At 69.9% G+C, this 23,321-nt stretch carries 19 protein-coding genes; 7 read left to right on the forward strand and 12 right to left on the reverse strand.

The genetic code is table 11. The features are described 5' to 3' along the window. The first annotated feature begins 70 nt into the window (after positions 1-70). Positions 71-862, forward strand: a complete 792-nt coding sequence (locus tag Q8W67_RS00245; protein WP_305539045.1) for a flagellar hook basal-body protein — start codon at positions 71-73, stop codon at positions 860-862. Between the two features lie 214 nt (positions 863-1,076). Here Q8W67_RS00245 and Q8W67_RS00250 read toward each other — a convergent pair whose 3' ends face one another. The 3 genes from Q8W67_RS00250 to Q8W67_RS00260 form a co-directional block, all read right to left on the reverse strand. Next, positions 1,077-2,612, reverse strand: coding sequence for an efflux transporter outer membrane subunit (locus tag Q8W67_RS00250; protein WP_370693793.1), 1,536 nt, complete (start codon positions 2,610-2,612; stop codon positions 1,077-1,079). Positions 2,613-2,755: 143 nt separating this feature from the next. Further along, positions 2,756-5,911: an efflux RND transporter permease subunit gene (locus Q8W67_RS00255; RefSeq protein WP_305539047.1), complete on the reverse strand. Its 3,156-nt coding sequence runs from the start codon at positions 5,909-5,911 to the stop codon at positions 2,756-2,758. A gap of 16 nt (positions 5,912-5,927) precedes the next feature. After that, the gene (locus Q8W67_RS00260; RefSeq protein WP_305539049.1) at positions 5,928-7,241 is read right to left on the reverse strand and encodes an efflux RND transporter periplasmic adaptor subunit; all 1,314 of its coding nucleotides are present in this window, start codon (positions 7,239-7,241) and stop codon (positions 5,928-5,930) included. 296 nt (positions 7,242-7,537) lie between these two features. Here Q8W67_RS00260 and Q8W67_RS00265 point away from each other — a divergent pair, with 296 nt between their 5' ends. The 4 genes from Q8W67_RS00265 (at position 7,538) to Q8W67_RS00275 (ending at position 13,445) form a co-directional block, all read left to right on the forward strand. Beyond that, positions 7,538-8,551 (forward strand): GTP-binding protein, encoded by a 1,014-nt coding sequence (locus Q8W67_RS00265; RefSeq protein WP_305539050.1) that lies wholly within the window; start codon positions 7,538-7,540, stop codon positions 8,549-8,551. Positions 8,552-8,695: 144 nt separating this feature from the next. Then, on the forward strand, positions 8,696-10,012 hold the full coding sequence (locus Q8W67_RS00270; RefSeq protein ID WP_305539051.1) for an O-antigen ligase: 1,317 nt from the start codon (positions 8,696-8,698) through the stop codon (positions 10,010-10,012). 91 nt (positions 10,013-10,103) lie between these two features. After that, on the forward strand, positions 10,104-10,718 hold the full coding sequence (locus tag Q8W67_RS26745) for a GAF domain-containing protein (protein WP_370693784.1): 615 nt from the start codon (positions 10,104-10,106) through the stop codon (positions 10,716-10,718). Positions 10,719-10,745: 27 nt separating this feature from the next. Then, positions 10,746-13,445: an ATP-binding protein gene (locus Q8W67_RS00275; RefSeq protein ID WP_370693785.1), complete on the forward strand. Its 2,700-nt coding sequence runs from the start codon at positions 10,746-10,748 to the stop codon at positions 13,443-13,445. A gap of 19 nt (positions 13,446-13,464) precedes the next feature. Here the strand turns inward: Q8W67_RS00275 and Q8W67_RS00280 are convergent, their stop codons facing one another. From Q8W67_RS00280 to maiA, 4 genes are all read right to left on the reverse strand, one after another. After that, complete coding sequence (locus tag Q8W67_RS00280) at positions 13,465-13,770, reverse strand: hypothetical protein (RefSeq protein WP_305539052.1); 306 nt, start codon at positions 13,768-13,770, stop codon at positions 13,465-13,467. Next, positions 13,767-14,078 carry an EthD family reductase gene (locus tag Q8W67_RS00285; RefSeq protein WP_305539054.1) on the reverse strand — a complete coding sequence of 104 codons (312 nt, stop codon included), beginning with the start codon at positions 14,076-14,078 and terminating at the stop codon, positions 13,767-13,769. The genes Q8W67_RS00280 and Q8W67_RS00285 overlap by 4 nt, the downstream gene beginning before the upstream one ends. A gap of 52 nt (positions 14,079-14,130) precedes the next feature. Then, the gene (locus Q8W67_RS00290; RefSeq protein WP_305539635.1) at positions 14,131-15,462 is read right to left on the reverse strand and encodes an NAD(P)/FAD-dependent oxidoreductase; all 1,332 of its coding nucleotides are present in this window, start codon (positions 15,460-15,462) and stop codon (positions 14,131-14,133) included. A 130-nt stretch (positions 15,463-15,592) separates the two neighbouring features. Then, positions 15,593-16,240, reverse strand: coding sequence for a maleylacetoacetate isomerase (gene maiA / locus Q8W67_RS00295; protein WP_305539056.1), 648 nt, complete (start codon positions 16,238-16,240; stop codon positions 15,593-15,595). 154 nt (positions 16,241-16,394) lie between these two features. On the opposite strand from maiA, the gene moaB reads away from it, so the two are divergent. After that, a complete protein-coding gene (gene moaB, locus Q8W67_RS00300) occupies positions 16,395-16,952 on the forward strand; it encodes a molybdenum cofactor biosynthesis protein B (protein WP_305539058.1) in 558 nt (185 codons plus the stop codon). Here the strand turns inward: moaB and Q8W67_RS00305 are convergent. Together Q8W67_RS00305 and Q8W67_RS00310 are read right to left on the reverse strand one after the other, a co-directional pair. Further along, positions 16,942-18,393, reverse strand: a complete 1,452-nt coding sequence (locus Q8W67_RS00305) for an amino acid permease (protein ID WP_305539060.1) — start codon at positions 18,391-18,393, stop codon at positions 16,942-16,944. The two genes, moaB and Q8W67_RS00305, sit on opposite strands and share 11 nt — an antisense overlap. Positions 18,394-18,534: 141 nt before the next feature. After that, complete coding sequence (locus tag Q8W67_RS00310) at positions 18,535-19,065, reverse strand: hypothetical protein (RefSeq protein WP_305539063.1); 531 nt, start codon at positions 19,063-19,065, stop codon at positions 18,535-18,537. A 153-nt stretch (positions 19,066-19,218) separates the two neighbouring features. Between Q8W67_RS00310 and Q8W67_RS00315 the strand changes: the two genes are divergently transcribed. Beyond that, positions 19,219-20,334 (forward strand): PA0069 family radical SAM protein, encoded by a 1,116-nt coding sequence (locus tag Q8W67_RS00315; RefSeq protein WP_305539065.1) that lies wholly within the window; start codon positions 19,219-19,221, stop codon positions 20,332-20,334. A gap of 103 nt (positions 20,335-20,437) precedes the next feature. Here the strand turns inward: Q8W67_RS00315 and Q8W67_RS00320 are convergent, their stop codons facing one another. From Q8W67_RS00320 to Q8W67_RS00330, 3 genes are read right to left on the reverse strand one after another with little or no spacing between them, the layout of a single operon-like run. After that, positions 20,438-21,151: a ribonuclease HII gene (locus Q8W67_RS00320; protein ID WP_305539067.1), complete on the reverse strand. Its 714-nt coding sequence runs from the start codon at positions 21,149-21,151 to the stop codon at positions 20,438-20,440. 38 nt (positions 21,152-21,189) lie between these two features. Then, the gene (locus Q8W67_RS00325; protein WP_305539069.1) at positions 21,190-22,248 is read right to left on the reverse strand and encodes a glycosyltransferase family 1 protein; all 1,059 of its coding nucleotides are present in this window, start codon (positions 22,246-22,248) and stop codon (positions 21,190-21,192) included. 10 nt (positions 22,249-22,258) lie between these two features. Continuing rightward, entirely contained in the window at positions 22,259-23,074 is an 816-nt protein-coding gene (locus tag Q8W67_RS00330) for a UDP-2,3-diacylglucosamine diphosphatase (protein WP_305539638.1), read from the reverse strand. Positions 23,075-23,321: the final 247 nt, after the last annotated feature.

Below are 23,321 nucleotides of genomic sequence, written 5' to 3' on the forward strand. Positions count from 1 at the left end.
AACCATAGCGTGAGCCTATAGGCATTCGTCGGATCGGTTCCTCGGGCCGGTCTCACGAATGGAGACCCCGATGAGCCTCTACGACGCGCTGTCGAATTCGGTGGCCGGCGCCTCGGCGCAGTCCTTCGCCCTCAACAACATCTCCGGGAACATCGCCAACACCCAGACGGCGGGGTTCAAGACTACGGAGACGAGCTTCGCCGACATGCTGGCCCAGACCACCGCCAAGTCCCAGTCGGGCGGAGGCGTTTCGACCAGCACGCGCGATACCCTCGGCCTCCAGGGCACGGTGCAGTCCACCGGCGTGGCCACCAACCTCGCCATCTCGGGGAACGGCTACTTCGTGGTCCGGTCGAACACCGGGACGCCGCAGAGCCCGACCTTCACGGGCGAGACCGCCTACACGCGGCGCGGCGATTTCGCGCCCGATTCGAGCGGCTATCTGGTCAACGGCGCGGGCTATTACCTGTTCGCCGGTCCCTCGGCGACCGCACCCGTCCAGGTTCCGACCGGCACGAACACCCTGTCGAGCCTCACCGTATCCCCCGCCGGCACGCTGACCGGCACGAAGGCGGACGGCAGCACCCTTGCGCTCGGCTCGATGACGCTGGCGCAGTTCGGGGGGCAGGACAATCTCACCTCCCTGGACGGCGGAACCTACGTGGCCAACGGCCAGTCTGGGACGCCGAGCTACGGCCTGAACGGCGCGACCCTGACCGCCGGCGCGACGGAACAGTCGAATGCCGGCATCTCGGACCAGTTCTCGAAGATGATCGAGACGCAGCAGGCCTACACCGCCAACACCAAGGTCATGAGCGCCGCTGACCAGATGCTGCAGGACGCCATCGCGATGGACGTCTGACGCCGGGGGTGGTGCCGTAGACGGCGCCACATCGGGCATCCGGGCTTCCGAAGGGGAGCGCCGCCGTCACCCGCTGCGGGCTTCCGGATTCACGCACCTCTGCCCGAGGTGCGCCCGCCTCCGCAGTCGATCCCGGGGGCGCCCAGGATCGATCGAGGCTGCCGGGAGGGGAAAACGCGGGCTGATCGGCCAAGCTATTCAACCGGACGCCGTATCACAGGAACTTCAGCGGGTCCGTCTCGGGCGGGGGCGGGGCCACATCGTTGCGGTTCCACCAGCCGCCGCCCAGCGCCACGAACAGGGCCGCGGTGTCGGCATACTGGGTGGCGCGCGCGCCCGCAGAGGTTACCAGCGCCGAGAGGTAGCCCTGCTGCGCGATCAGCACCTGCGTCGAGGTGACCGCGCCCGCTGTGAACTGCTTGCGGATCAGCCCCAGGCTCTGGTTCGTGGCGCTGACTGCCGCGTCGGCGGCGGCCACCGCCTTGGCGTCGGCCTGGAGCGCCCGCAAGGCATCGGCGACGTTCTGGAAGGCGGTGATCACCGTTGCCTTGTACTGCGCCTGCGCCTGGGTCAGCGATTCCTCGGACGCGCGCTGGCGCCGGAACAGCGTGCCCGCGTCGAAGATCGGCGCCGTCGCCTGCCCGACGATGGTGAAGAACGCCGCCCCCGGATTGGCCACCTGCGCGAGCCGCACGGCGCTGGAACCACCCGTGGCGGTCAGGCTGAACTGCGGCAGGCGGTTGGCCACTGCGACGCCGACATTGGCGCTCGCCTGCTGAACCAGGGCCTCGGCCGCCTTCACGTCGGGGCGCTGCTGCACGAGGCGGGAAGGCAGGCTCACCGGCAGCCTGGTCGGCAGGCGAAGCGCCGCGAGCTGGAAGGTTTCCTGGACCTCGTCGGAGGGCAGCCGCCCGGCGAGCGCGGTGAGGAGGTTGCGCTGCTGCGCGAGCTGCTTCTCCAGCGGCGGCAGCAATTGCTGCGACAGGGCGAGCGCGGCCTGCTGCTGGACCACGTCGGCCCCGGCGATCTGCCCGAGGGAGAGCTGCTTGTTGTAGAGTTGGAGGACCTCGGTCTGCGCCTGGATGACCTTGCGCGTGGCGTCGATCTGCGCCCGCAGGGCCGCCTCCTGGATGGCGGCGGCGACCACGTTGGCGGTCAGGCTGAGATAGGCCGCCTCAAGCTGGAAGCGCTGGTTCTCGGTGGTGGCCTCGAGGGACTCGATCTGCCGCCGGTTCCCGCCGAACACGTCGGGATTGTACGAGACCACCGCCTGCGGGGTGTAGAGGCTGTAGAGGTAGTTGGTCTGGTTGTTGAGCGGCGATTGCAGGTCGAGGCCCGGGGCCAGGATGCCCTGCGCCTGCGGGGTCGCGGTCAGGCTCGGGTAGAGCGTGCCCTTCTGGGCGAGCACGTTCTGCTGCGCGATCCGGAGCGCGGCCTGCGCGGCCTCGAGCGTCGGGTTGTTGGCGAGCGCCTGCTCGACCAGCCGGTTGAGTTCCTTGGAGTGGAACATCGTCCACCACTGGCCCGGGATGTCGGCGCCGGAGACGAAGCTCTGGTCGGCCGAGCCGCCCTGGGGGGTGCGGATGTTGTCGGCGGCGGACGGGTTCTTCAGCGGCTCCCGGGTGTAGCGGCTGACCGGAGGCGCCTCGGGCGGCACGAAGTTCGGACCGACCGCGCAGCCCGACAGCGCCAGGGCCGCCGCCAGCGCAGCGGCCGTCCGTCCGCACCTGTTCGGCGCCCACCGCACCATCATGCCCCCGCAACCCCGTCCCCGGTAGAGCGTCCCGGCGTGCATCCAAGTCAATGCGCCCGTTTCCCGATCGCGCACGCGCGGCCCGGCCTGTGGCACCCCGGCCACGTGGGGCTGCCGGGCCGGCATCGTCCCGATCCGGCTCACGCCGCGGCCCGCTGTGCGTTCCGCACCCGGGCCTCCGGGTTCGGCTTGCGCCGGGAGAACAGCGAGATCAGCACCGGCACGATCACGAGGATCAGGTTCGGCGCCAGGATGATGCCGCCCACGACCACCAGGGCCAGGGGCTTCTGCACCTGCGAGCCGATGCCCGTGGACACCGCGGCCGGCAGCAGGCCGACGCAGGCGGCCACGCAGGTCATCATCACCGGGCGCATGCGCACCACGGCGGCGTTCCAGACCGCCTCGCGGCGGCTCCAGCCCTCGTCGAGGAGCTGGTTGTAATAGGCCAGGAGGATGACGCCCTCCATGGTCGAGATGCCGAACAGCGCGATGAAGCCGATCGCCGCCGAGATCGAGAACGGTGTGCCCGTGAGCGACAGCGCGAAGATGCCGCCGATCATCGCCATCGGGATCACCGACAGGGTCAGCAGCATGTCGGCCACCGACGAGAAGTTGATGAACAGCAGCAAAGCGATCAGCAGCAGGGTGATCGGCACCACCAGGCTGAGCCGGGCCGCCGCCTCCTTGAGGTTGGTGAACTGCCCGACCCATTCCATGCGGTAGCCCGGCGGCAGGTCCACCGCCTCCGCGACCTTGCGCTGCGCCTCGATCACCGCGCTGCCGAGGTCGCGCCCGCGCACCGAGAACTTCACCGGGATGTAGCGCTCCTGGTCCTCGCGGTAGATGAACGAGGCGCCCGAGACGAGGTCGACGTCGGCGATCTCGGAGAGCGGCACCTGGATCACGCCGCCGTTGGGATTCTGGGCACCCACCGCGATATTGCGGATGCCGGCCAGCGACGAGCGGTATTCCTTGGCGAGCCGCACCCGCATGGGGAAGTGGCGATCGGAGCCGTACTCGTAGAGGTCGCCCGCGGTCTGGCCGCCGATCGCCGCCTGGATCGTGGTGTTCACGTCGCCGATCGACAGGCCGTAGCGCGCCGCCTTGTGGCGGTCGACGTCGATGCGCACCGTCGGCTGGCCGAGGGATTCGAACACCGAGAGGTCGGTGATGCCCGGCACGGTGGCGAGCGCCGCCTTGACGGCGTTGGCGGTCTTCGTGAGCTGGGCGAGGTCGTTGCCGTAGATCTTAACCGAGTTCTCGCCCTTCACGCCCGAGGCGGCCTCCTGGACGTTATCCTCGATATACTGTGAGAAGTTGAACTCGATGCCGGGAAATTCCGCTTCCAGTTTCGCGTTGAGATCCCGGATCAGGGTTTCCTTGTCGAGGCCCGTGCGCCACTGGTCGACGGGCTTGAGGGGGGCCAGGATCTCGACGTTGAAGAAGCCGGTGGCGTCGGTGCCGTCGTTCGGGCGGCCCTGGTGCGAGAGCACGGTGACGACCTCCGGGACCTCCTGGAAGATCTTGCGCATGCGCTGGACATAGGCGTTGCCGGCCTCCAGCGAGATTGAGGACGGCATGGTCCCGCGCACGTAGAGGTTGCCCTCTTCGAGGCGGGGCAGGAATTCCAGGCCGAGGTTCTTGGCCGCCAGCCCCGAGACCAGGAGCACCGCCAGCATCACGGCGAGCGCCAGGACCCGGTTCTTGAGGCCGAAGGCCAGGATGCGCTCGTGGCCGAAGCGCATGAGCCGCACGATCAGGGTGTCACGCTCTTCCAGGTGCTTGGGCAGGAGGAGCGCCGACAGGGCGGGCGAGACCGTGAAGGTCGCGAGCAGGCCGCCGATCAGCGCGTAGGCGTAGGTCTTGGCCATGGGCCCGAAGATGTGGCCTTCGACGCCGGTCATCGTGAACAGCGGCAGGAAGCCGACGATGATGATGATGGCCGAGAAGAAGATCGCCCGGTTCACCTCCACGCCGGCGATGGCGATGGTGGCGAGGCGCCCGGTCAGGCCGCCGGGGGCGGGCTCGCCCCCCGGGTGCTCGGGATCGGGCTCGGCGAGGTGCCGGAACACGTTCTCCACCATGATCACGGTCGCGTCGACGATCAGTCCGAAATCGATGGCGCCCAGTGACAGGAGGTTGGCCGAATCCCCGCGCACCACGAGGATCAGGATCGCGAAGCCGAGCGCGAACGGGATCGTGGCCGCCACGATGATCGCGCTGGTGAGCGAGCCGAGGAACAACCACTGCACGATGAACACCAGAACCACGCCGAAGACGAGGTTGTGCATCACCGTGTGGGTGGTGGTGTGGATCAGCCCCGACCGGTCGTAGATCCGCTCGATCTTCACGTCGGGAGGCAGGATGGTCGAGCTGTTGATCTTCTCGATCTCCGCCTCGACGCGCTCCAGGGTCGGCAAGCTCTTGCCGCCGCGGCTCATCAGCACGATGCCCTCGACCACGTCGGGCTGGTCGTCGTGGCCGACGATGCCGAGCCGCGGCGCGTTCGACACGCGCACCTCGGCCACGTCCCGCACCAGCACCGGCGTGCCGTTGACGAGGCTGATCATCGTGTCCTTGATGTCGTCCATGTCGCGGATCAGGCCGATGCCGCGCACCACCGCGGATTGCTGCCCGACATTCAGCGTCTGGCCGCCGACATTGATCGAGGCGTTGTTGAGCGCGGTGGTGAGCTGGACCAGCGTCAGGCCCTGGGCCTGAAGGCGGTTGAGGTCGACCGCGACCTCGTATTCCTTGGCCTTGCCGCCGAAGGCGGTCACGTCGACGACGCCGGGAATCGCCTTGAAGCGGCGCTGAAGCACCCAGTCCTGCAGGGTCTTCATGTCCATGGGCGAGTAGCCCGCCGGGCCGACCAGCTTGTAGCGCATGATCTCGCCCACCGGGCTGGTCGGCGAGATCTGCGGGGTGGCGCCGTTGGGCAGGGTCGGGGCCTGCGACAGGCGGTTGAGCACCCGCTGCAGCGCCTCCTCGTACGTGTATTCGTAGTTGAACTGGACCTTCACGTCGGAGAGGCCGAACAGGGAGATCGTGCGCACCACCTGGGCGTTCGGGATGCCGGCGAGCGCCACCTCCAGGGGAATCGTAATGTAGCGCTCGATCTCGTCGGCGGATTGGCCCGGATTCTGGGTGATCACGTCGACCAGTGGCGGGACCGGGTCGGGATAGGCCTCGATGTTGAGCTGGGTATAGGCGCCGTAGCCGATGCCCAGCATCACCACGAAGAGAAGGACCACCAGCACGCGCTGGCGGAGCGAGAAGACGATCAGGCTGTTCATCGCCGCCGATCCCCGCTCAGGACGCCTTGTCGCCGGTGGCCGCCCGGTCGATGAACAGGGCACCCCGGGTCACGATCTCCTCGCCGGCGCGCAGCCCCTCGACCACCTGGGCGTTCTCGCCGTTGATCAGGCCGAGCTTGACGTCGCGCGCCTCCACGGCCCCGTCCGGACGGGCCACCCAGAGATGGGTGCGGTCGCCCTCGTACACGATGGCGGCCACCGGCACGCTCGGTGACGGCTCACCCTTGCCGGTGACGATCGTGTAGGTGGCAAACATTTCCGGGCGCAGCACCCGGTCGGGATTGTCGACCTCGCTGCGGACCGCGAGTCGCCGCGTTGCCGGGTCGAGGCTGGAGGCCATGTAGTTCACCCTGGCCTTGAACACCCGGGCCCCGAAGCCCGCCACCTTCGCCTCGACCTCCTGGCCGATGCGTATCTTCGGGATCTCGCTCTCGCGCACGTTGGCGATCAGCCACACCGTGGACAGGTCGCCGATCACGAAGACCGGATCGCTCGAGGCCGAGAGGTACTGGCCGATGCCGACCTTGCGCTGGACGATGGTGCCGGCGATCGGCGCCCGGATCTGGGTCTCCGCGCTCATGGAGCCGTTCTTCTCGTAGGCGGCGATTTCCGCGTCGGTCTTGCCCAGGAGCCGCAGGCGGCTCTTCACCGCGCCCAGGGCCGCCTCGGCGGTCTTCAGGTCGCTCTGGGCGGCGATCACGTCGTTCTGCGCCGACTGGTAGTCCTTCAGCGCCACGGCGTGCGCCTGGAACAGCTCCTGCTGGCGGGACGCGATCGTCTGGTCGAGCTTCAGCAGCGCCTGCTGCTTCTGGAGGTTGTTCAGGGCCGCCTGATAGTCGTTCTGCGCCTGGACCATGTCGGTGGCCTCCAGCGTCAGCAGAACGGCGCCGGCCTTCACGTCGTCCCCCGCGCGGACCAGCACCTTGGTCACCCGGCCCGAATAGGGCGAGACCACGGGCACGTTGTCGTCCTCGTTCAGGGCGATGCGGCCCTCGGCGGAGCCCTCCGGGCGGAACATCTGGGTCGAGACCGGCAGGATCTCGAAGGCGGCGCGCTGCTCCTTGGTCGGGCGGAAGATCCGCTCGACGGCGCCGGCCTTCTCGATCTCGACTGCCGGGTCGGGGGTGCTCGATCCGAACAGCGCGGCGGCGACGCGTGAAGCGGCCTCGCGGGTCCGGCCCGAAAAGGCGATCGCGAGGCCGCACGCGGTGGCGAGGAGCACGAGGACGACGAGGAGCCGCGGCCAGCGGCGCCTGCGCGCGGACGTGGCGAGGGCCGCGTCCTGTTCGAGCGGATTGCGGGCGTCCATGCGAAAGATCTTCTGGGGCCGGACGAAAGAACCGGGATGACTGACAGGGTACGATTCGCGCAAGAACCCCGTCCGCTTCAATGCGATCGGCGGCGCTTTTCTAAGGCAGGCCGCCCAAGCAGGGCCGAGCGGCCTCGCGTGCCTAGAGCAAAGCTTGGCTGATCCGCAATCGATTGGGGGGGCCGGTCGCGAAACCGTGTGGCGCCGCCTTCCTTCGACGGAATCTGTTACAATATGACAACGGCCGCAGGCCAGCGGCCCCGCCCCATCCCGCAGATCCGACCGAAGAACCCGCCATGACCGACATGAGTTCTGCTTCCGCCAAGTCCGGATCCACTGCCGGATCGACCGCCGGCAAGATCCCGGTCACCGTGCTCACCGGCTATCTCGGTGCGGGCAAGACCACGCTTCTCAACCGGATCCTGACGGAGAACCACGGCAAGCGCTACGCCGTGATCGTCAACGAGTTCGGCGAAATCGGCATCGACAACGACCTCGTCGTCGGCGCGGACGAGGAGGTGTTCGAGATGAACAACGGCTGCGTCTGCTGCACCGTGCGCGGCGACCTGATCCGGATCATGGACGGCCTGGTGAAGCGCCGGGGCAAGTTCGACGCGATCATCGTCGAGACCACGGGGCTCGCCGACCCGGCCCCCGTCGCGCAGACCTTCTTCGTCGACCAGGACGTGGGCGATGCCGCCCGCCTCGATGCGGTGGTGACCGTGGCCGACGCCAAGTGGCTCTCCGACCGGCTGAAGGATGCCCCCGAGGCGAAGAACCAGATCGCCTTCGCGGACGTGATCCTGCTCAACAAGAGCGACCTCGTCTCACCGGCCGACCTCGACCGGGTCGAGGCCGAGATCCGTGGCATCAACCCGTTCGCCAAGCTCCACCGCACGCAGAACTGCGCCGTGCCGCTCGAGGCCGTTCTGGAGCGCAACGCCTTCGACCTCGACCGCATCCTGGAGGTGGAGCCCGAGTTCCTGGAGGAGGGCCACCATCACCATCACGATTCCGACATCCAGTCGGTCTCGGCGAAGATCGAGGGCGAAGTGGATCCGGAGCGGTTCATGCCCTGGATCTCCAACCTCACGCAGGTGCAGGGACCGGACATCCTGCGCTGCAAGGGCATCGTGGCTTTCCCGAACGAGCCGAAGCGCTTCGTCTTCCAGGGCGTGCACATGATCCTCGACGGGGACGTGCAGGGGGATTGGCGTCCGGATGAGCCGCGCGTCTCCCGGGTGGTGTTCATCGGTCGCAACCTCGACCCTGCGGCGATCCGCGAGGGCTTCGAGAACTGCCGGGCCTGAACCGGGCAGCCGCCGCTTCGCGTTGGGGGAAGCGGCGGCCCACGCCGCAGGGTCACATCATCGCGAAGCCGATTCTCAACCATTGGGTGTCATGGACATCGGCTGTGCGGGCCTGCGTATCCGGCCCGCGGAGCCCGCGTATCCATGGCCCACACCGCAGCGCCCGGCTTCCCGGTCCCGTCCGGCATCCCGCTCATCGTGGCCGTCCGGGGACTCGCCAAGGCGCTGTTTGCGGCCTTCGTGTTCTTCGCCTGCTTCGCCTTCTCGGAGACCTCGCCCTACGACGCGGTCGCGATCCCCACGATCCTGCTGTGGCTCTGCCTCGGCGTGCGCCTGCATCGCGGGGCGGTGCCGTTGCTCGCGCTGCTGCTGCTCTATCTGGCGGCCATCGTCACCGCGCTGTTCCCGTACCTCAACGAGGATTTCCCGGTCACCTGGACGGTGCAGCTGATCTACCTCGTGGTCACGTGCATCTTCTTCGCGATGTTCTTCTCGGACGACACGCACGCCCGGATGGAGCTGGCGCTGAAGGCCTACACGGCGAGCTGCGTGTTCTCGGCGGCGCTCGGCATCGTCGGCTACCTGCAATGGCTCGGGATCGAGGACCTGTTCTACAAGTACGATCGGGCGTCGGGCACCTTCCAGGACCCGAACGTGTTCGGCTCCTTCCTGACGCTCGGCGCCCTCTACCTGATGCACGGGCTGCTCATCGGCACCGCCCGGCGGCCGCTGGCGTCGCTGGCCGGCCTGCTGATCATCGTGGCGGGCATCTTCCTGTCGTTCTCGCGCGGGTCCTGGGGCGGCAGCGTCGTGGCGGTCCTGCTGATGGTCGGGTCGGTCTATGCGGGGAGCAACTCCGCGCGTCTGCGTCGCCGCATCGTGCTCCTGACGCTCGCCACCGTCGTGCTCGGCACGATCGCCGTGATCGCCCTGCTCTCGATCGACCACGTCCACCAGATGTTCGAGACCCGGGCGGCCCTGACCCAGGATTACGATCAGGGCGAGACCGGCCGCTTCGGCAACCAGATCCGGGGCCTCGCGATGCTGCTGGAGCGCCCGTTCGGCATGGGGCCGATGCACTGGCGCCTGGTCTTCGGGCTGGAGCCGCACAATTCCTATCTCGGCTCCTTCGCCAACGGCGGCTGGCTCGGCGGCGCGGTGTTCATCGGCCTGGTGCTGACCACCGGCTTCGTCGGATTCCGGCTCCTGGTCCGGCCGTCGCCGTTTCGGGCGCACGCGCAGATCGTCTGGCCGGCGCTGCTGATGTTCTTTCTGCAGGCGTTCCAGATCGACATCGAGAAGTGGCGCCACGTCTACATGATGCTCGGCATGGTCTGGGCCCTCGAGGCCGCACGGCTGCGCGCGCCGCCGCCCCGAGCGGCCGAGGAGAGCGCATCGGATCGAGGTCTCGGAGCCCGGCACCAAGGCAATGTGATCGCACCGGGATCCAGGCTCGCTTGAAACGCCGCCGCCGCCGCGTCATCGCTCCCGCAAGGCCCACGAGGGGCGCTGACGCTTGCCGAATCGCGCATCCGCTCCTGGAGACCCGTTGTTGACAGCACACGCAGACGATGAGGCGCGACGGCTCGCGGCCCTGCGCGCCCTCGGGATCGTCGGCACGCCGCCCGAACCGCATTTCGACGCCGTCTGCCGCACGGCACGCCGCCTGTTCGGGGTACGCAGCGCCTTCGTCGCGCTCATCGACGACAAACAGCAGTGGCTCAAGACGCCCTGCATCGACGTGCCGGGGCAGATCCCGCGGGAGCAGAGCTTCTGTCAGCACACGATCCGCAGCGACGATCTGCTGGTGGTGCCCGACGCCCGGGCCGATCCGCGCTTCGGCGGCCTGGCCCTGGTCACGCCGCCGGACGGGATCCGCTTCTATGCCGGCCTACCCCTGAGCCTGAGGCCGGGCTTGCCGGTCGGCACGTTCTGCCTCGTCGATCCTGAGCCGCGCGACGGGCTGTCCGATGCGGACGCGGCGGCGTTTCGCGACCTCGCCGAGATCGTGGTGGCCCATCTGCGGCTGACCGAGGCCAATGCCAGGCGCAGCCACGAGATCGAGCAGGCGGCGATCCGCGAGGCTCTGATCCGGGAGCAGCATCGCGAGATCGGCGCCCGCGCCCAGGCCCAGGAGGCCGCAAACCACCAGCTCACCATGGCCTAGCAGCTCGCGAGCGTCGGCAACTGGCGGGTGGACCTCGCCGACGGCGAGCCCGTCTGGTCGGCGAGCCTCTACGAGATCGCGGGCCGCGATCCTCGGGGGCCGCCGCCCCGCTTCTCCGAACTTCCGCAGATCTATCACCCCGACGACCGGGCCCGGATCGCGACGATCGTCGGCGACTCGATCGCGCGCGGCGCGAGCTTCGAGTTCGAGGCACGGCTCCTGCGGCCCGACGGGGCGGTGCGCGACGTGATCGTGCGCGGCACGTGCCGCGGGGAAGATCCGGTCATCGGCCTCGTCGGCGTGCTCATCGACGTGACCGGGCGGCGGCGCGCCGAGGACGAGATCCGCCGCAGCGAGATGCGCTACCGCGGTCTCGCCGAGACCCTGCCGCTCCTGGTCTGGACCATGCGGGTCGGCGACGGGCAGGCGACCTACGCCAACGCGCAGTTCCACGCCTATTACGGGCCGATCGGGCTCGACCGGGCCGCGCGCCTCGCCCGCAACCACCCGGAGGATGCCGCGGCCATGGAAGCGGCCTGGCAACGGGCGCTCGCAACCGGCAAGGGCTACAGCGGCCAGTGGCGGATCCGGCGGCATGACGGCGCCCACCGGTGGCACAAAATCTCGCTCATACCGATCTACCTCGATCCCGAGAACGGCACGGTGCTGGAATGGCTCGGCACCGCCCTGGACGTGGACGACATCGTCACCGCCCGGCTCGCCGTGGAAGAGGCGCGCGGGCTCCTGGGGATCGCCCTCGACGCGGCGGATGCCGGCACCTGGGACTGGGACATGCACACCGGGCTCGCCACCCTGGGCCCCGAGAGTGCCCGCATGCACGGCCTGCCGGATACCGGCAAGGCGCACACGATCACCGCCGCCGCCTGGACGGCACTCGTCGATCCCGAGGATGTCGGAAACGTCTGGAACGAGATCCGGCGCGCGGTCGAGACATCCAACGCCTACGCCGCCGAGTTCCGGGTCGGCGAGCGCTGGATCTACGCGCGCGGGCGCACGCTGTTCGGCCCCGAGGGCCAGCCGCAGCGCATGGTCGGGCTCCATCTCGACATCACCGAGCGCAAGGCGGCCGAGGCGGCGCTGCGCGAGGCGACCCGGGACGCGGAGGCGGCGCGTGCCGAGGCGGAGCGGGCGAGCGCGGCCAAGAGCGAGTTCCTCGCCGCGATGAGCCACGAGATCCGTACGCCGCTCAACGGCATCCTGGGCTATGCCGACCTGCTGCTCGACGAGAGCACCATCCAGGGCGAGGACAGGCGGCGCCTGGAGCTGATCCACGGCTCGGGGGCGGCGCTACTCACCGTCGTCAACGACATCCTCGACTTCTCGAAGATGGAGGCCGGCGAGCTGAGCCTCGATCCCGTCCGCTTTCCGCTGGTCCCGATCGTGGATAGCACGGTCTCGATCGTGCGCGGCAGCACGCTCCGGAGCGGGCTCAGGATCGAGGCGCAGATCGATCCGGCGCTGCCCAACTTCGTCGTCGGCGATCCGGGCCGCCTGCGGCAGGTCCTCCTCAACCTGCTCAACAACGCCGTGAAATTCACCCCCGAAGGCTCCGTCACCGTGAAGGTGCGCCGGGAAGGGCAGGGCGACGCCCCCGATGGCAGCCCCGGTGACGTGCTCCACTTCGCGGTGACCGATACCGGCATCGGCATCGCCCCGACGCAGCTGGACCGCCTGTTTAAGCGCTTCAGTCAGGTGGACGGCTCGATCAGCCGGCGCTTCGGCGGCACCGGTCTCGGCCTCGCGATCTCCCGGCACCTCGTCACGCTCATGGGCGGCGAGATCGGCGTCGAGAGCCGCGAGGGTGAGGGGTCGACCTTCTGGTTCCGCCTCATCCTGCCGCGGGGCGCCGAGGATGTCGGCGCGTCCGGCCCGACGTCTGGGGATGGGACGAACGCGACCGCCTCGCGCCTGCCGCCGGCCTCCGCGCCCCGGACGATTCCCGCCGCGCCGCCGCTGCGCCTGCTCCTCGTCGAGGACGTGCCGCTCAACCAGGACCTCGCCTGTGCCGTGCTCGAATCGCAGGGCTACGTGGTCGACGTGGCGGGGGACGGTGGCGAGGCGATCGCGGCCGTTGGAACGGCCGTCGCCGAGGGGCGCCCCTACGACCTCGTGCTGATGGACGTGCAGATGCCGCGCGTCGACGGGCTCACCGCCACGCGGCGGATCCGCGCCCTCGCGCCGCCGGCCTGCGACGTCCCGATCGTTGCGATGACGGCCAACGTCCTGCCCGCGCAGATCGAGGAGCTGCGCGAGGCCGGGATGGACGACCATGTCGGCAAGCCGTTCCGCCGCGCCGATCTCTTCGCCACGATCAGCCGCTGGACGGCCCCCGGGGCCCGCCGTCCCGCGCGCGCGGAGGAGCCGCATCGCACCGAGCACGTCGATCCCGCCGTGCTCAACGCCGCGGTTCTCACCGAGATGGAGGCGAGCTTCGGCCCGGACCGGGTCGGCGCGCTGCTGGACCTTCTGGCCAACGAGCTGTCCGAGCGCTTCCGGCCGAGCGAGACCGACCGCCTCCAGATCGCCCACGACGCGCACGCCATGGTGGCGGCGGCCGGGCTGCTGGGCTTCGTCGGCCTGTCGAGCCTGTGCCGCGAGGTCGAGGCCGCCGCCCATGCGGGCGCCGACCTGATGCCGCTGATCCGGCGCCTGGAGGTGCAGCGGGCGACCGCGCTCCGGGCGATCCGCCAATTGCGGGCGGCCTGACCCGGGTGCGGCCGCGTCGCTACGGCTCGTCCGCCTCCGGCAGCGGGTCGCCGGTCCAGGTGGTGGCGAAGGCGGCGAGCTGGCGCGCGTCCGCGAACGCCGCCACGGTGACCGCGCGTGCGGCCGGGGCCGCCCCCGGGTAGGGGGCGAGCTGGACCTGCACCCGTGCCAGTCGGCCGCCGGGGGCGTTCGCCGCGATCCAGGCCTGCGCCTCGGGGGTGAAGCGTTCCGGTCCGTCGAGGGCCCGGGCGTCGGCGCGCAGCACGATCACGTAGGTGCCGAGGCCGGGATCGGCCGCCTGCACCGCCTTGACGATGTCGATCACGGGCTCTCCGCGAAGTCGTTGATCTGCACCTGGGCCTGCGCCGCGGTGAAGTTCGGGATGTCGGCGAAGATCTCCTCCCCGTGCGCGGCGGCGGCCTTCTTGAAGGCGTCGACCGACTCGAACGTGAGGAGCGCCATCACCTGGAAAGGGGCCGCACCGCCGTCCGGCGTGCCGGCGCCTTTGACGACCTTCGCATCGTGGAGGCCCATCGACGACCAGCGCTCGCGCACCAGCGGCATGTGGTGGCCGAGGTAGTAGCCCATGTCGAATTTCGGGCCGGCCGGGTACATCACGCTCACCAGGATCATTCTGTCATCCTCCCTGCTGCGGCCCCCGGGAGCCCGGGGTGCCTGAGAACCGTCAGTGCAGCTTCACCCGCGACTCGGTGCGGCGGGTGAGCGCGCGGGCCACGGCGTCGAGCGCCGTCTTGACGGTGCCGTGAAGCGCCCGCTCGTGCATCTTGTAGAGCGAGCGGTACATCATCCGGGCGAATAGCCCGGCGATGAGCATGTTCTTGCCGCGGACGAAGCCCATCAGGCTGCCCACGGTCGAGTACTCGCCGAGCGACACCAGCGAGCCGAAATCCTTGTACTTGAACGGCTTCAGCGGCCGGCCCTCGATCTTGGCCTGGATCTGGCCGATGAGGTGGCTCGCCTGCTGGTGCGCCGCCTGGGCCCGGGGCGGCACCGGCGTGTCCGATCCGGCCTCGACCAGGTAGGCGCAGTCACCGAGCGCGAAGATGTCGGGGTCGCGGGTCGTCTGGAGGGTCGGCGTGACCACGAGCTGGTTGGTCCGGGTGGTCTCCAGTCCGCCGATGCCCTGCAGGAAGGGCGGCGCCTTCACGCCGGCCGCCCACACCACCAGCTCCGAGGGGATGAACGTGCCGTCGGCGAGGTGCACCCCGTCGGCGCGCACCTCGGTCACCCGCGCCTTCACGCGCACGTCGACCCCGATCTTGGCCAGCAGCTGCATCACCTCGGCCGAAAGGCGCTGCGGCACCGCCGGCAGGATCCGGTCGGCTGCCTCGACCAGGGTGATGCGGATGTCCTTGCCGGGGTCGATCCGGTCGAGACCGGTGGCGACCACGTGGCGCAGGGTCCGGTGCAGCTCGGCGGCGAGTTCGGTCCCGGTGGCGCCCGCGCCGATCACCGTGACGTGGAGCTGGCCGGGGCGGACCGGCCCGGCCTGGGTGTGGGCCCGCAGGGACGCGTTGACGAGGCGCTGGTGGAAGCGCACCGCCTGCTCCTGGGTGTCGAGGGCGATCGCGTGCTCGGCTACCCCGGGCGTCCCGAAATCGTTGGTGGTCGAGCCCACCGCCATCACGAGCGTGTCGTAGGGAACCGAGCGCTCCGGCGTCACCTCGCGCCCCTCGGCGTCGTGGCTCGCCGCGAGCTGGATCGCGCGCGCCTGCCGGTCGAGCCCGGTCATCCGCCCGATCCGGTAGCGGAAGCCGTGCTTGTGCGCGTGGTGCAGGTAATCGACGGCGTGGTGGCCGACATCGAGGCTGCCGGCCGCGACCTCGTGCAGCAGCGGCTTCCAGATATGCGTGCGGGCGCGATCGACCAGAGTAATGTGCGCGCGCTTGCCGCGCCCGAGCTTGTCGCCGAGCTTCGTGACCAGCTGGAGCCCGGCGGCACCGCCGCCGACCACGACGATGCGATGCAGATCGGACTCGTTCTCGACGGGAACCATCGACACCCCTTCTCCCCCTCGGGTCGGGATTGAACGCCCCGGCCTGCTTAAACGTCCTGCCTGTCCGATTGCCACATCTGCCGGCCGAGAGCACGCGCGATCCGTCGGCGCGCGCGCCTGGCGCCCGATGTCACGCTTTCGGGGCGCCCGGCTGGCGCAGCGGATGGGCCTCGGCGACGGCCGGCAGGGCGAGGCAGGCCTCGGCGATTCTTGCGACCGTGGGGTAGGCCGCCGTGTCGACCCCGAAGATGCCGGTCCCGACCCAGAGGCTGACAAGGCAGAGGTCGGCGTGGCTGACCGCGTCGCCCTGGCAGAAGCGGCCGGTTCCCGGCTCCGTCGCGAGCCGCGTCTCGAGGGTCTGCAGGCCGGTCGCGAAGGCGTTGCGCAGGAAGGCCAGCATCCGCTCCCGGGGAAGCCCGTATTCCTCCATCAGGAATGTGCGCACGCGCGGCACGTAGAGCGGGTGCGTGTCGCAGGCCACCACCTGCGCCAGCGAGCGCGCCCGCGCCCGCGCCCGCGGATCCTCGGGCAGCAGGCGGACGCCGCCCTGCGTCTCCTCCAGATAGTCGAGGATCGCCAGCGACTGGGTGAGCGGCGGCCCGTCGCCGTCGAACAGGGCCGGGACCGCAGCCTGCGGGTTGATCTTCCGGAACTCGGGCTTGTGCTGGTCGCCGGCATCGAGATCGATGAAGGTCTCCTCGTAGGCGATGCCCTTCAGCTTCAGCGCGATCCGGACCCGGAAGGCGGCGGCCGAGCGCCAGTTGCCGTACATGTGCATGGGGAGGGTTCTCTGCCTGGCTCGGGTTGCCTCGGCGGAGCACAGCCGAGTTCGCGGTCCGCCGCAAGGGGCAGCCCAGGCCGGTTGGTCCGAGGGGGGCGACAAGTCCGGGATACCGGCCCATATCGGGCGCTCGTCCCGGAGAGCCCACACGATGGCCGATCAGTCTGACGCACGCCATTTCATCCCGCTGGGGATCGCGGTGCTCACCGTTTCGGACACCCGCCGGATCGAGGACGATCGCTCCGGCGACACCCTCAGCCAGCGCCTCACCGAAGCCGGCCATCGGCTGGCCGCCCGCGCCATCGTGCCGGACGAGATCCCGGCGATCCGCCGGCAGGTCGAGGCGTGGCTGCGCGACCCGGCGGTGGACGTGGTGATCACCACCGGAGGCACCGGCTTCACCGGCCGCGACGTGACCCCCGAGGCGCTGGAGCCGCTGTTCGAGAAGCGGATGGACGGCTTCTCGGCGGTGTTTCACCGCATCTCCTACGACAAGATCGGCACCTCGACGCTGCAATCCCGCGCCACCGCGGGAGTCGCGCAGGCGACCTACGTGTTCGTGCTGCCGGGCTCGCCCGGCGCGTGCCGGGACGCCTGGGACGGCATCCTGGCCCAGCAGCTCGACTACCGGCACCGCCCCTGCAACTTCGTCGAGATCATGCCGCGGCTCGACGAGCACCTGCGGCGCGGGGCCAGCATCACGGTGTGACCGCGTTGCGCTCCTTGCGGCGCAGGACCGAGTGCCTGCGGCCGTAGAAGAAGTACACGACGAGCCCGATCGCCATCCAGATCACCAACCGCAGCCAGGTGTCGAGCGGCAGGCCGGCCATCAGCAGCAGGCAGAACAGGATGCCGAGGATCGGCACCACCGGCACCGCCGGCACCCGGAACGGGCGCTTCATGTGGCGGTCGGTCCGCCGCAGATAGATCACCGCGCCGCAGACCAGGATGAAGGCGGCGAGCGTCCCGATGCTGACCATCTCGCCCAGGATGTTGATCGGCACCAGGGCCGCTACCAGGGCGACCAGGATCCCGATCAGCGCCTGGCTGCGATAGGGCGTCTGGTAGGTCGGGTGCACCTGCGAGAACAGCTTCGGCAACAGGCCGTCATTGGCCATCGTGAAGAAGATCCGGCTCTGGCCGTAGAGCAGTACCAGGATCACCGTGGTCAGCCCGGTGATCGCGCCGAGCTTGATCAGCAGGGCGAACCAGCCGATGCCGATGACGTCGACGCCCTTGGCGATCGGGTCGGGGACATTCAGGTCCTTGTACGGCACCAGCCCGGTCAGGACGGCGGCCACGAGCACGTAGAGGATCGTGCAGACGGCCAGCGAGCCGAGGATGCCGATGGGCATGTCCTTCTGGGGTTTGCGCGCCTCCTGAGCGGCCGTGGAGACTGCATCGAAGCCGATGAAGGCGAAGAACACCACCCCGGCGCCGCGCAGGATGCCGCTGTAGCCGTAATGCCCGAAGGTGCCGTCGTTCGGCGGGATCAGCGGGCTCCAATGCGCCGTGTCGACATGGCCCCAGCCGAGCGCGATGAACGCCACCACGACGGTGAGCTTGACCGCCACCATGATGTTGTTGAACCGCGCCGATTCCTTCGTGCCGCGCATCAGCAGGATCGTGATCAGCGCCACGATCACCACGGCCGGCAGGTTGAACAGGGCCGTGCCGCCTTCGATCGGCGTTCCCGGCGCGTGCGCGAACCGGGCCGGGATCACGATGCCGACATCCTTCAGGAGGCTCGTGACGTAGCCCGACCAGCCCACCGCCACCGTGGCCGCGCCCATGGCGTATTCGAGGATCAGGTCCCAGCCGATCAGCCAGGCGAAGAACTCGCCAAGCGTCGCGTAGGTGTAGGTGTAGCTCGATCCGGCCACCGGGATCAGCGCTGCCATCTCGGAGTAGCACAGGCCGACGAAAGCGCAGGCGATGCCCCCGAGCACGAAGGACAGCATGATGCCCGGCCCGGCATATTGCGCCGCGGCCGTGCCGGTGAGGACGAAGATGCCGGCGCCGATGATCGCGCCGATGCCCATCGCGGTGATCGAGAGGGCTCCGAGCGACTTCGAGAGCTGCTGCTCGCCCTCGCCGCTCTCCAGGATGTCGTCGACCGATTTCCGCCCCATCAGGCCCGAAGAATCCACCCGATCATCCTTTCCTCGCGGCACCACCGCAGCGGCGCTTACCCGTAGCCGACACTGCAGCAAGTTTTCGGCCTTGGCGCCAGGGGGTTGTTCCCCAATGCGTCGCGCGCACGGGCCTGTCGAGCAGTGACGCGATGCCGCTCAGGCCCGGTCAATCCGGGCGATCAGCGGGCGGACCGGGAGGCGCGGCACGAAGACCGTGCCGGCCCGCAAAGCCTCCCGCCGCACCACGTCGCCGGCCCGAGCGCGCCGAGCGCCGACCAGGGCCTCGGCCCGGCCGACGAGATGGCCGACCCAGCCCGCGGCAGGGCGGTGCAGGCGGCCGAGCCCGGCCTCGGGCCGGGCGGTCCCGACGAAGCGGTCGAGGGTGCGGATCCAGCCCTCGGCCAGGACGTCTCCGGCCTCCAGGCACAGCACCCAGTCCCGCCGCGCCGCGGCGGCGCCCGCCGCGTAGGGACTCCCGCTCCGGTGGAGGACCACGGTCGCCCCGGTGGCGTCCGCGATGGTGGCGACTGCCTCGCTCTCCGTCCCGGTCACGATCACCGCATCGCTGACCAAGCCGCCCGCGACGCCGGACACCAGCACGCTGAGCGTGTCGGCCAAGCGATCGATCGCGTCCGGATCGGCCGGGTCGGCCAGGAAGGTCACCGCGGAGAGCATGAGCGCGCGCATAGACGATTTTGCGCGCCCGTAAACCATTGTGCGGCCTCCGGAAGAAGAAGTCGCAGCCGGGACGCGTGGCCGTACCGTGTCTGCCTGAAATTGAGGCGTTTGCGGCCTGCGCGTTCGCGATATGTTTCACGTGAAACACGGGAGCGACGCGCGATGGTCGAGACACCGGGCAGACCCATCTCCGGCGCTCCGGTGCGACTGGGTGCCAGCACGCGGCCTCGAGAGGCCCGGCGCGGGCGGGGCGCAACCGCCAATCCCACCGGCCGCTACGAGCCGACCCGGCGCGAGGCGTTCCACGACGATGGCTGGGAGGCCGACACACCCGCTCCCCTGCGCACGCAGGTCATCCCCGAGCGTGCGGCGCGGATCATCGCCCGCAACAGCTCGCCGGACATCCCGTTCGACCGGTCGATCAACCCGTATCGCGGCTGCGAGCACGGCTGCATCTACTGCTACGCGCGTCCGACGCACGCTTGGCTCGGCCTGTCGCCGGGGCTCGATTTCGAATCGCGGATCTTCACGAAGCCCGACGCCGCCCGGCTCCTGGCGCGCGAGATCGGTGCACCAGGCTACCGCCCGCAGACCATCGCGCTCGGCACTGCCACCGATCCTTACCAGCCGGTGGAGCGGGAGCACCGTATCACCCGTGCCGTGCTGGAGGTGCTGCGGGAGACGCATCACCCTGTGGGCATCACCACGAAGTCCGACCTGGTGCTGCGCGATCTCGACATCCTGGCCGAGATGGCCGCGCTGAACCTGGTGCTCGTGGCGGTCTCGCTGCCGACCCTGGACCGGCGGCTCGCACGGCTCCTCGACCCCCGTGCGCCGGGGCCGGACAAGCGGCTCGCCGCGATGCGGCGCCTGAGCGAGGCGGGAGTGCCCGTGATGGTCAACCTCTCGCCGATCATCCCCGGGCTGACGGACCACGAGATCGAGGCCATCCTCGCCCGGGCTCGGGAGAGCGGCGCGAGCCGCATCGGCCACGCCCTGCTGCGCCTCCCCGGCGAGGTCGCGGACCTCGTGGCGGACTGGTTCGCCGAGCACTACCCCGAGCGCAAGGCCCGGGCCTTCGCCCTGCTCACGCAGGCCAGGGGCGGCCGTGAGAACGATCCCCGCTTCGGCCATCGCTTCCGCGGCGAGGGCGCCTATGCCGAGATGATCGGGCAGAGGGTCCGCCTCGCGGGCGGCCGGCTCGGCTTCGCCTTCGGCCGGATGGACCTGAACCGGGAGGCCTTCCGCAAGCCGGGGGCGCAGCTCGCGCTGTTCTGAGGCGATGCCTCGGTCGGTTCGGCACGCGCGCACAGCGCGACGGAAGACATTCGTCCGCGGATCCCGGGCCCACTTCGCGGCCCCGGATGACGGGGGACGATGATCAGGCGCCGGTCCGCTTCTCGCGCTCGTGCGGGCAGACGGTTTTCAGATGCGATGGCGGTGATGCCGGTCCCTGACCGAAGCCCCGGGTGAAGCTGAGCCGATGGTGCGGGCTCCGGCCCAGGGTCATCAGGCCGGCCCGGTGGAGGGCCGTGCCGTAACCGACGTTGCGCTCCCAGCCGTAGCCGGGATGACGCACGGCGAGGCACCGCATCAGACGATCGCGAAACACCTTCGCGACGATCGAGGCGGCGGCGATCTGCGGCACGAGCCGGTCGCCGCCGATCACGGCCCGGCCCGGCAGGCCGGGCAGCGCGTCACGCCCGTCGACCAGGACCGGCGCCTCCAGGCCGAGGCGGGCAACCGCCCGCGCCATGGCGTCGAGGGTCGCCGCGCGGATATTGATGCGGTCGATCAGCGCCCGGGAGCCCGCCGCCACGGCGACGCGGGCATGGGTGCGGATCAGCGGTGCCAGCCGCTCGCGGATCGGCTCGGGGACACGCTTGCTGTCGTCCAACGCGGCGAGCAGGGCGGGCGGGATCGCCGCGGGGTCGAACCAGACCGCGGCCACCACCACGGGGCCGCTGAGGGCGCCGCGCCCGACCTCGTCGCAGCCGATGGCCACGGGGTAATCCGCGGCGCGGCCCGGATCGAAGGGAAGAGCGGCGACGGGCGGCGCCCTCCTGGCCGGCGGCGTTCTCTTGACGGGCGACATGGCGCCCTCCTGCCATCCCCAGCCGTTCCCGTCACCGGTCAGGCTGCGTTCCGGTTCCTCGGCGGCGTCTCCCGCTCGCCGCCATGCGCCGCGATGATGTTGCCGAAGAACTGGCCTGCGCTCACGTCCCAGCCGCAGCGCAGGGCCTCCTGCCGGCACTCGGCCCGCGACAGATCGAGCGCGGCGAGCGCCGCCGCGCGCAGGTCGCGATCGAGGACGCCCACGCGGGCCCCGCCGACCACGTCGTTGGGTCCGGGGACCGGGAAGGCCGCGACCGGCAGGCCGCAGGCCAGGGCCTCCAACAAGACGATGCCGAACGTGTCTGTGAGGCTCGGGAACACGAAGGCGTCGCAGGCGGCGTAGATGGCCGAGAGGTCGGCCCCCGTCCGGGTCCCGAGGAAGCGCGCTCCGGGCGCCAGCCCCTGCAGCCGCGCCCGGTCCGGCCCGTCGCCGACCACGACCTTCGTGCCGGGCAGGTCGAGGCCCAGGAAGGCCGCCACGTTCTTCTCCACGGCCAACCGGCCGACATACAGGAACAGCGGCCGCGGCAGCCCGGTCAGTTCCGCTGGCGGCGCGTCCTCCGGAGCGGCCGGCCGGAACCGATCGGTGTCGACCCCGCGTGTCCAGCGCATCAGCCGTGTGAAGCCCCGGCCCGAAAGCTCCGCCTGGAGCGAGGCGGTGCTGACCATGGTGCCGCGGGCCGCGCCGTGGAACCGGCGCAGATACGCGTAGGACCACGCCTCCGGCACCGGGGCGCGGGCGGCGAGATACTCGGGAAATCGCGTGTGATAGCTCGTGGTGAAGGGCAGGTCGTGAGCCAGGCAGTGCCGCCGCGCCGCGAGGCCCACGGGCCCCTCGGTGGCGATGTGGACATGGCTCGGGCGCTCCGCCGTCCAGCGTGCCGCCACCCGCTCCCGCCCGGCATAGGCGAGGCGGATCTCGGGGTAGCCCGGCAGGGGCAGCGAGCGGAAATCGGCCACCGACAGCAGCGCAGTCTCGAAGCCGTGCGCCGGAGCCCGGCGGACCATCTGCTCCAGGGAGCGCACCACGCCGTTGATCTGGGGATGCCAAGCGTCGCTGGCGATGAGGAGCTTCACGCGCGGCCCCTCACGCCACCGCGCGCCGGCCCGACACCGCCCGCGGCGCGGCCTCGGTCTCGCGGGCCCGCAGGATGCTGGGGTAGTGCAGCACCTCGATGCGGCCGTCGTAATGCTCCACCAGACCGGTGCAGGATTCCACCCAGTCACCGGTGTTGAGATAGCGCAGCTCCCCGATAGGCCGGTCGGCGGCGTGGTGGATGTGGCCGCAGATCACCCCGTCGGTCTGCTGGCGACGAGCCTCGTCGGCCAGAATGGTCTCGAACCGGCCGATGAAGCTCACGGCGTTCTTCACCCGCAGCTTCGCCCAGGCGGAGAGCGACCAGTAGGACAGCCCGAGGCGCCGCCGCCCCTTGTTGATCAGCGTATTCAGGCTCAGCGCCAGCGTGTAGGCGCCGTCGCCGAGATGGGCGAGCCAGGGCGAGTGGCGCACGACCATGTCGAACTGGTCGCCATGGATCACGAGGTAGCGGAGGCCGTCGGCCGCGTCGTGGATCGCCGTCTCGGCAATCTCGATGCCGCCGAAGTTCATGCCGACGTAGTCGCGCAGGAATTCGTCGTGATTGCCCGGGAGGTAGACGATCCGCGCGCCCTTGCGAACCTTGCGCAGGAGCTTCTGCACCACGTCATTGTGCTCTTGCGGCCAGTACCAGCCGGAGCGCAGCTGCCAGCCGTCGACGATGTCGCCCACGAGGTAGATCGTGTCGGCGTCGTAATCCCTCAGGAAGGACAGCAGCAGCCCGGCCTGGCAGCCGCGCGTACCGAGATGCAGATCGGACAGGAACAGAGTCCGGACCCGGACCGGCATCTCCTCATCCTCGGCCACGTCATCCTCCCGGCGGTCGAACGGTACCGGGATCCAGAGCGCGATCACGTCTCAGTTTGATGACGCGCGCCTCGGGCGCGTGCCGGCATCCGGGTGCGCTGCGGCGAAGCCTTTCAACCGGGGATCGCCGTCGTTGCGCCGCACAAAAAATTTTTTTGCCAAGTTACGGAAGTTTTTCCGGTTTTCCTTTCGATCCTCGCCGCCTCATAATACCAGAGGACTGGCGGCTCGGCATGAGCTGGGCCGG

It is taken from the genome of Methylobacterium sp. NEAU K (assembly GCF_030700285.1).
In the GTDB taxonomy this organism is placed as follows: Bacteria; Pseudomonadota; Alphaproteobacteria; order Rhizobiales; family Beijerinckiaceae; genus Methylobacterium.

Coding starts and splice junctions, on each gene's coding strand:
- Q8W67_RS00250 (WP_370693793.1), bottom strand. CDS start 2,612: ATGGTGCGGTGGGCGCCGAACAGGTGCGGACGGACGGCCGCTGCGCTG.
- Q8W67_RS00265 (WP_305539050.1), top strand. CDS start 7,538: ATGACCGACATGAGTTCTGCTTCCGCCAAGTCCGGATCCACTGCCGGA.
- Q8W67_RS00285 (WP_305539054.1), bottom strand. CDS start 14,078: ATGATCCTGGTGAGCGTGATGTACCCGGCCGGCCCGAAATTCGACATG.
- Q8W67_RS00245 (WP_305539045.1), top strand. CDS start 71: ATGAGCCTCTACGACGCGCTGTCGAATTCGGTGGCCGGCGCCTCGGCG.
- Q8W67_RS00315 (WP_305539065.1), top strand. CDS start 19,219: ATGGTCGAGACACCGGGCAGACCCATCTCCGGCGCTCCGGTGCGACTG.
- Q8W67_RS00260 (WP_305539049.1), bottom strand. CDS start 7,241: ATGGACGCCCGCAATCCGCTCGAACAGGACGCGGCCCTCGCCACGTCC.
- moaB (WP_305539058.1), top strand. CDS start 16,395: ATGGCCGATCAGTCTGACGCACGCCATTTCATCCCGCTGGGGATCGCG.
- Q8W67_RS00290 (WP_305539635.1), bottom strand. CDS start 15,462: ATGGTTCCCGTCGAGAACGAGTCCGATCTGCATCGCATCGTCGTGGTC.
- Q8W67_RS00270 (WP_305539051.1), top strand. CDS start 8,696: ATGGCCCACACCGCAGCGCCCGGCTTCCCGGTCCCGTCCGGCATCCCG.
- Q8W67_RS00320 (WP_305539067.1), bottom strand. CDS start 21,151: ATGTCGCCCGTCAAGAGAACGCCGCCGGCCAGGAGGGCGCCGCCCGTC.
- maiA (WP_305539056.1), bottom strand. CDS start 16,240: ATGCACATGTACGGCAACTGGCGCTCGGCCGCCGCCTTCCGGGTCCGG.
- Q8W67_RS00310 (WP_305539063.1), bottom strand. CDS start 19,065: ATGCGCGCGCTCATGCTCTCCGCGGTGACCTTCCTGGCCGACCCGGCC.
- Q8W67_RS00255 (WP_305539047.1), bottom strand. CDS start 5,911: ATGAACAGCCTGATCGTCTTCTCGCTCCGCCAGCGCGTGCTGGTGGTC.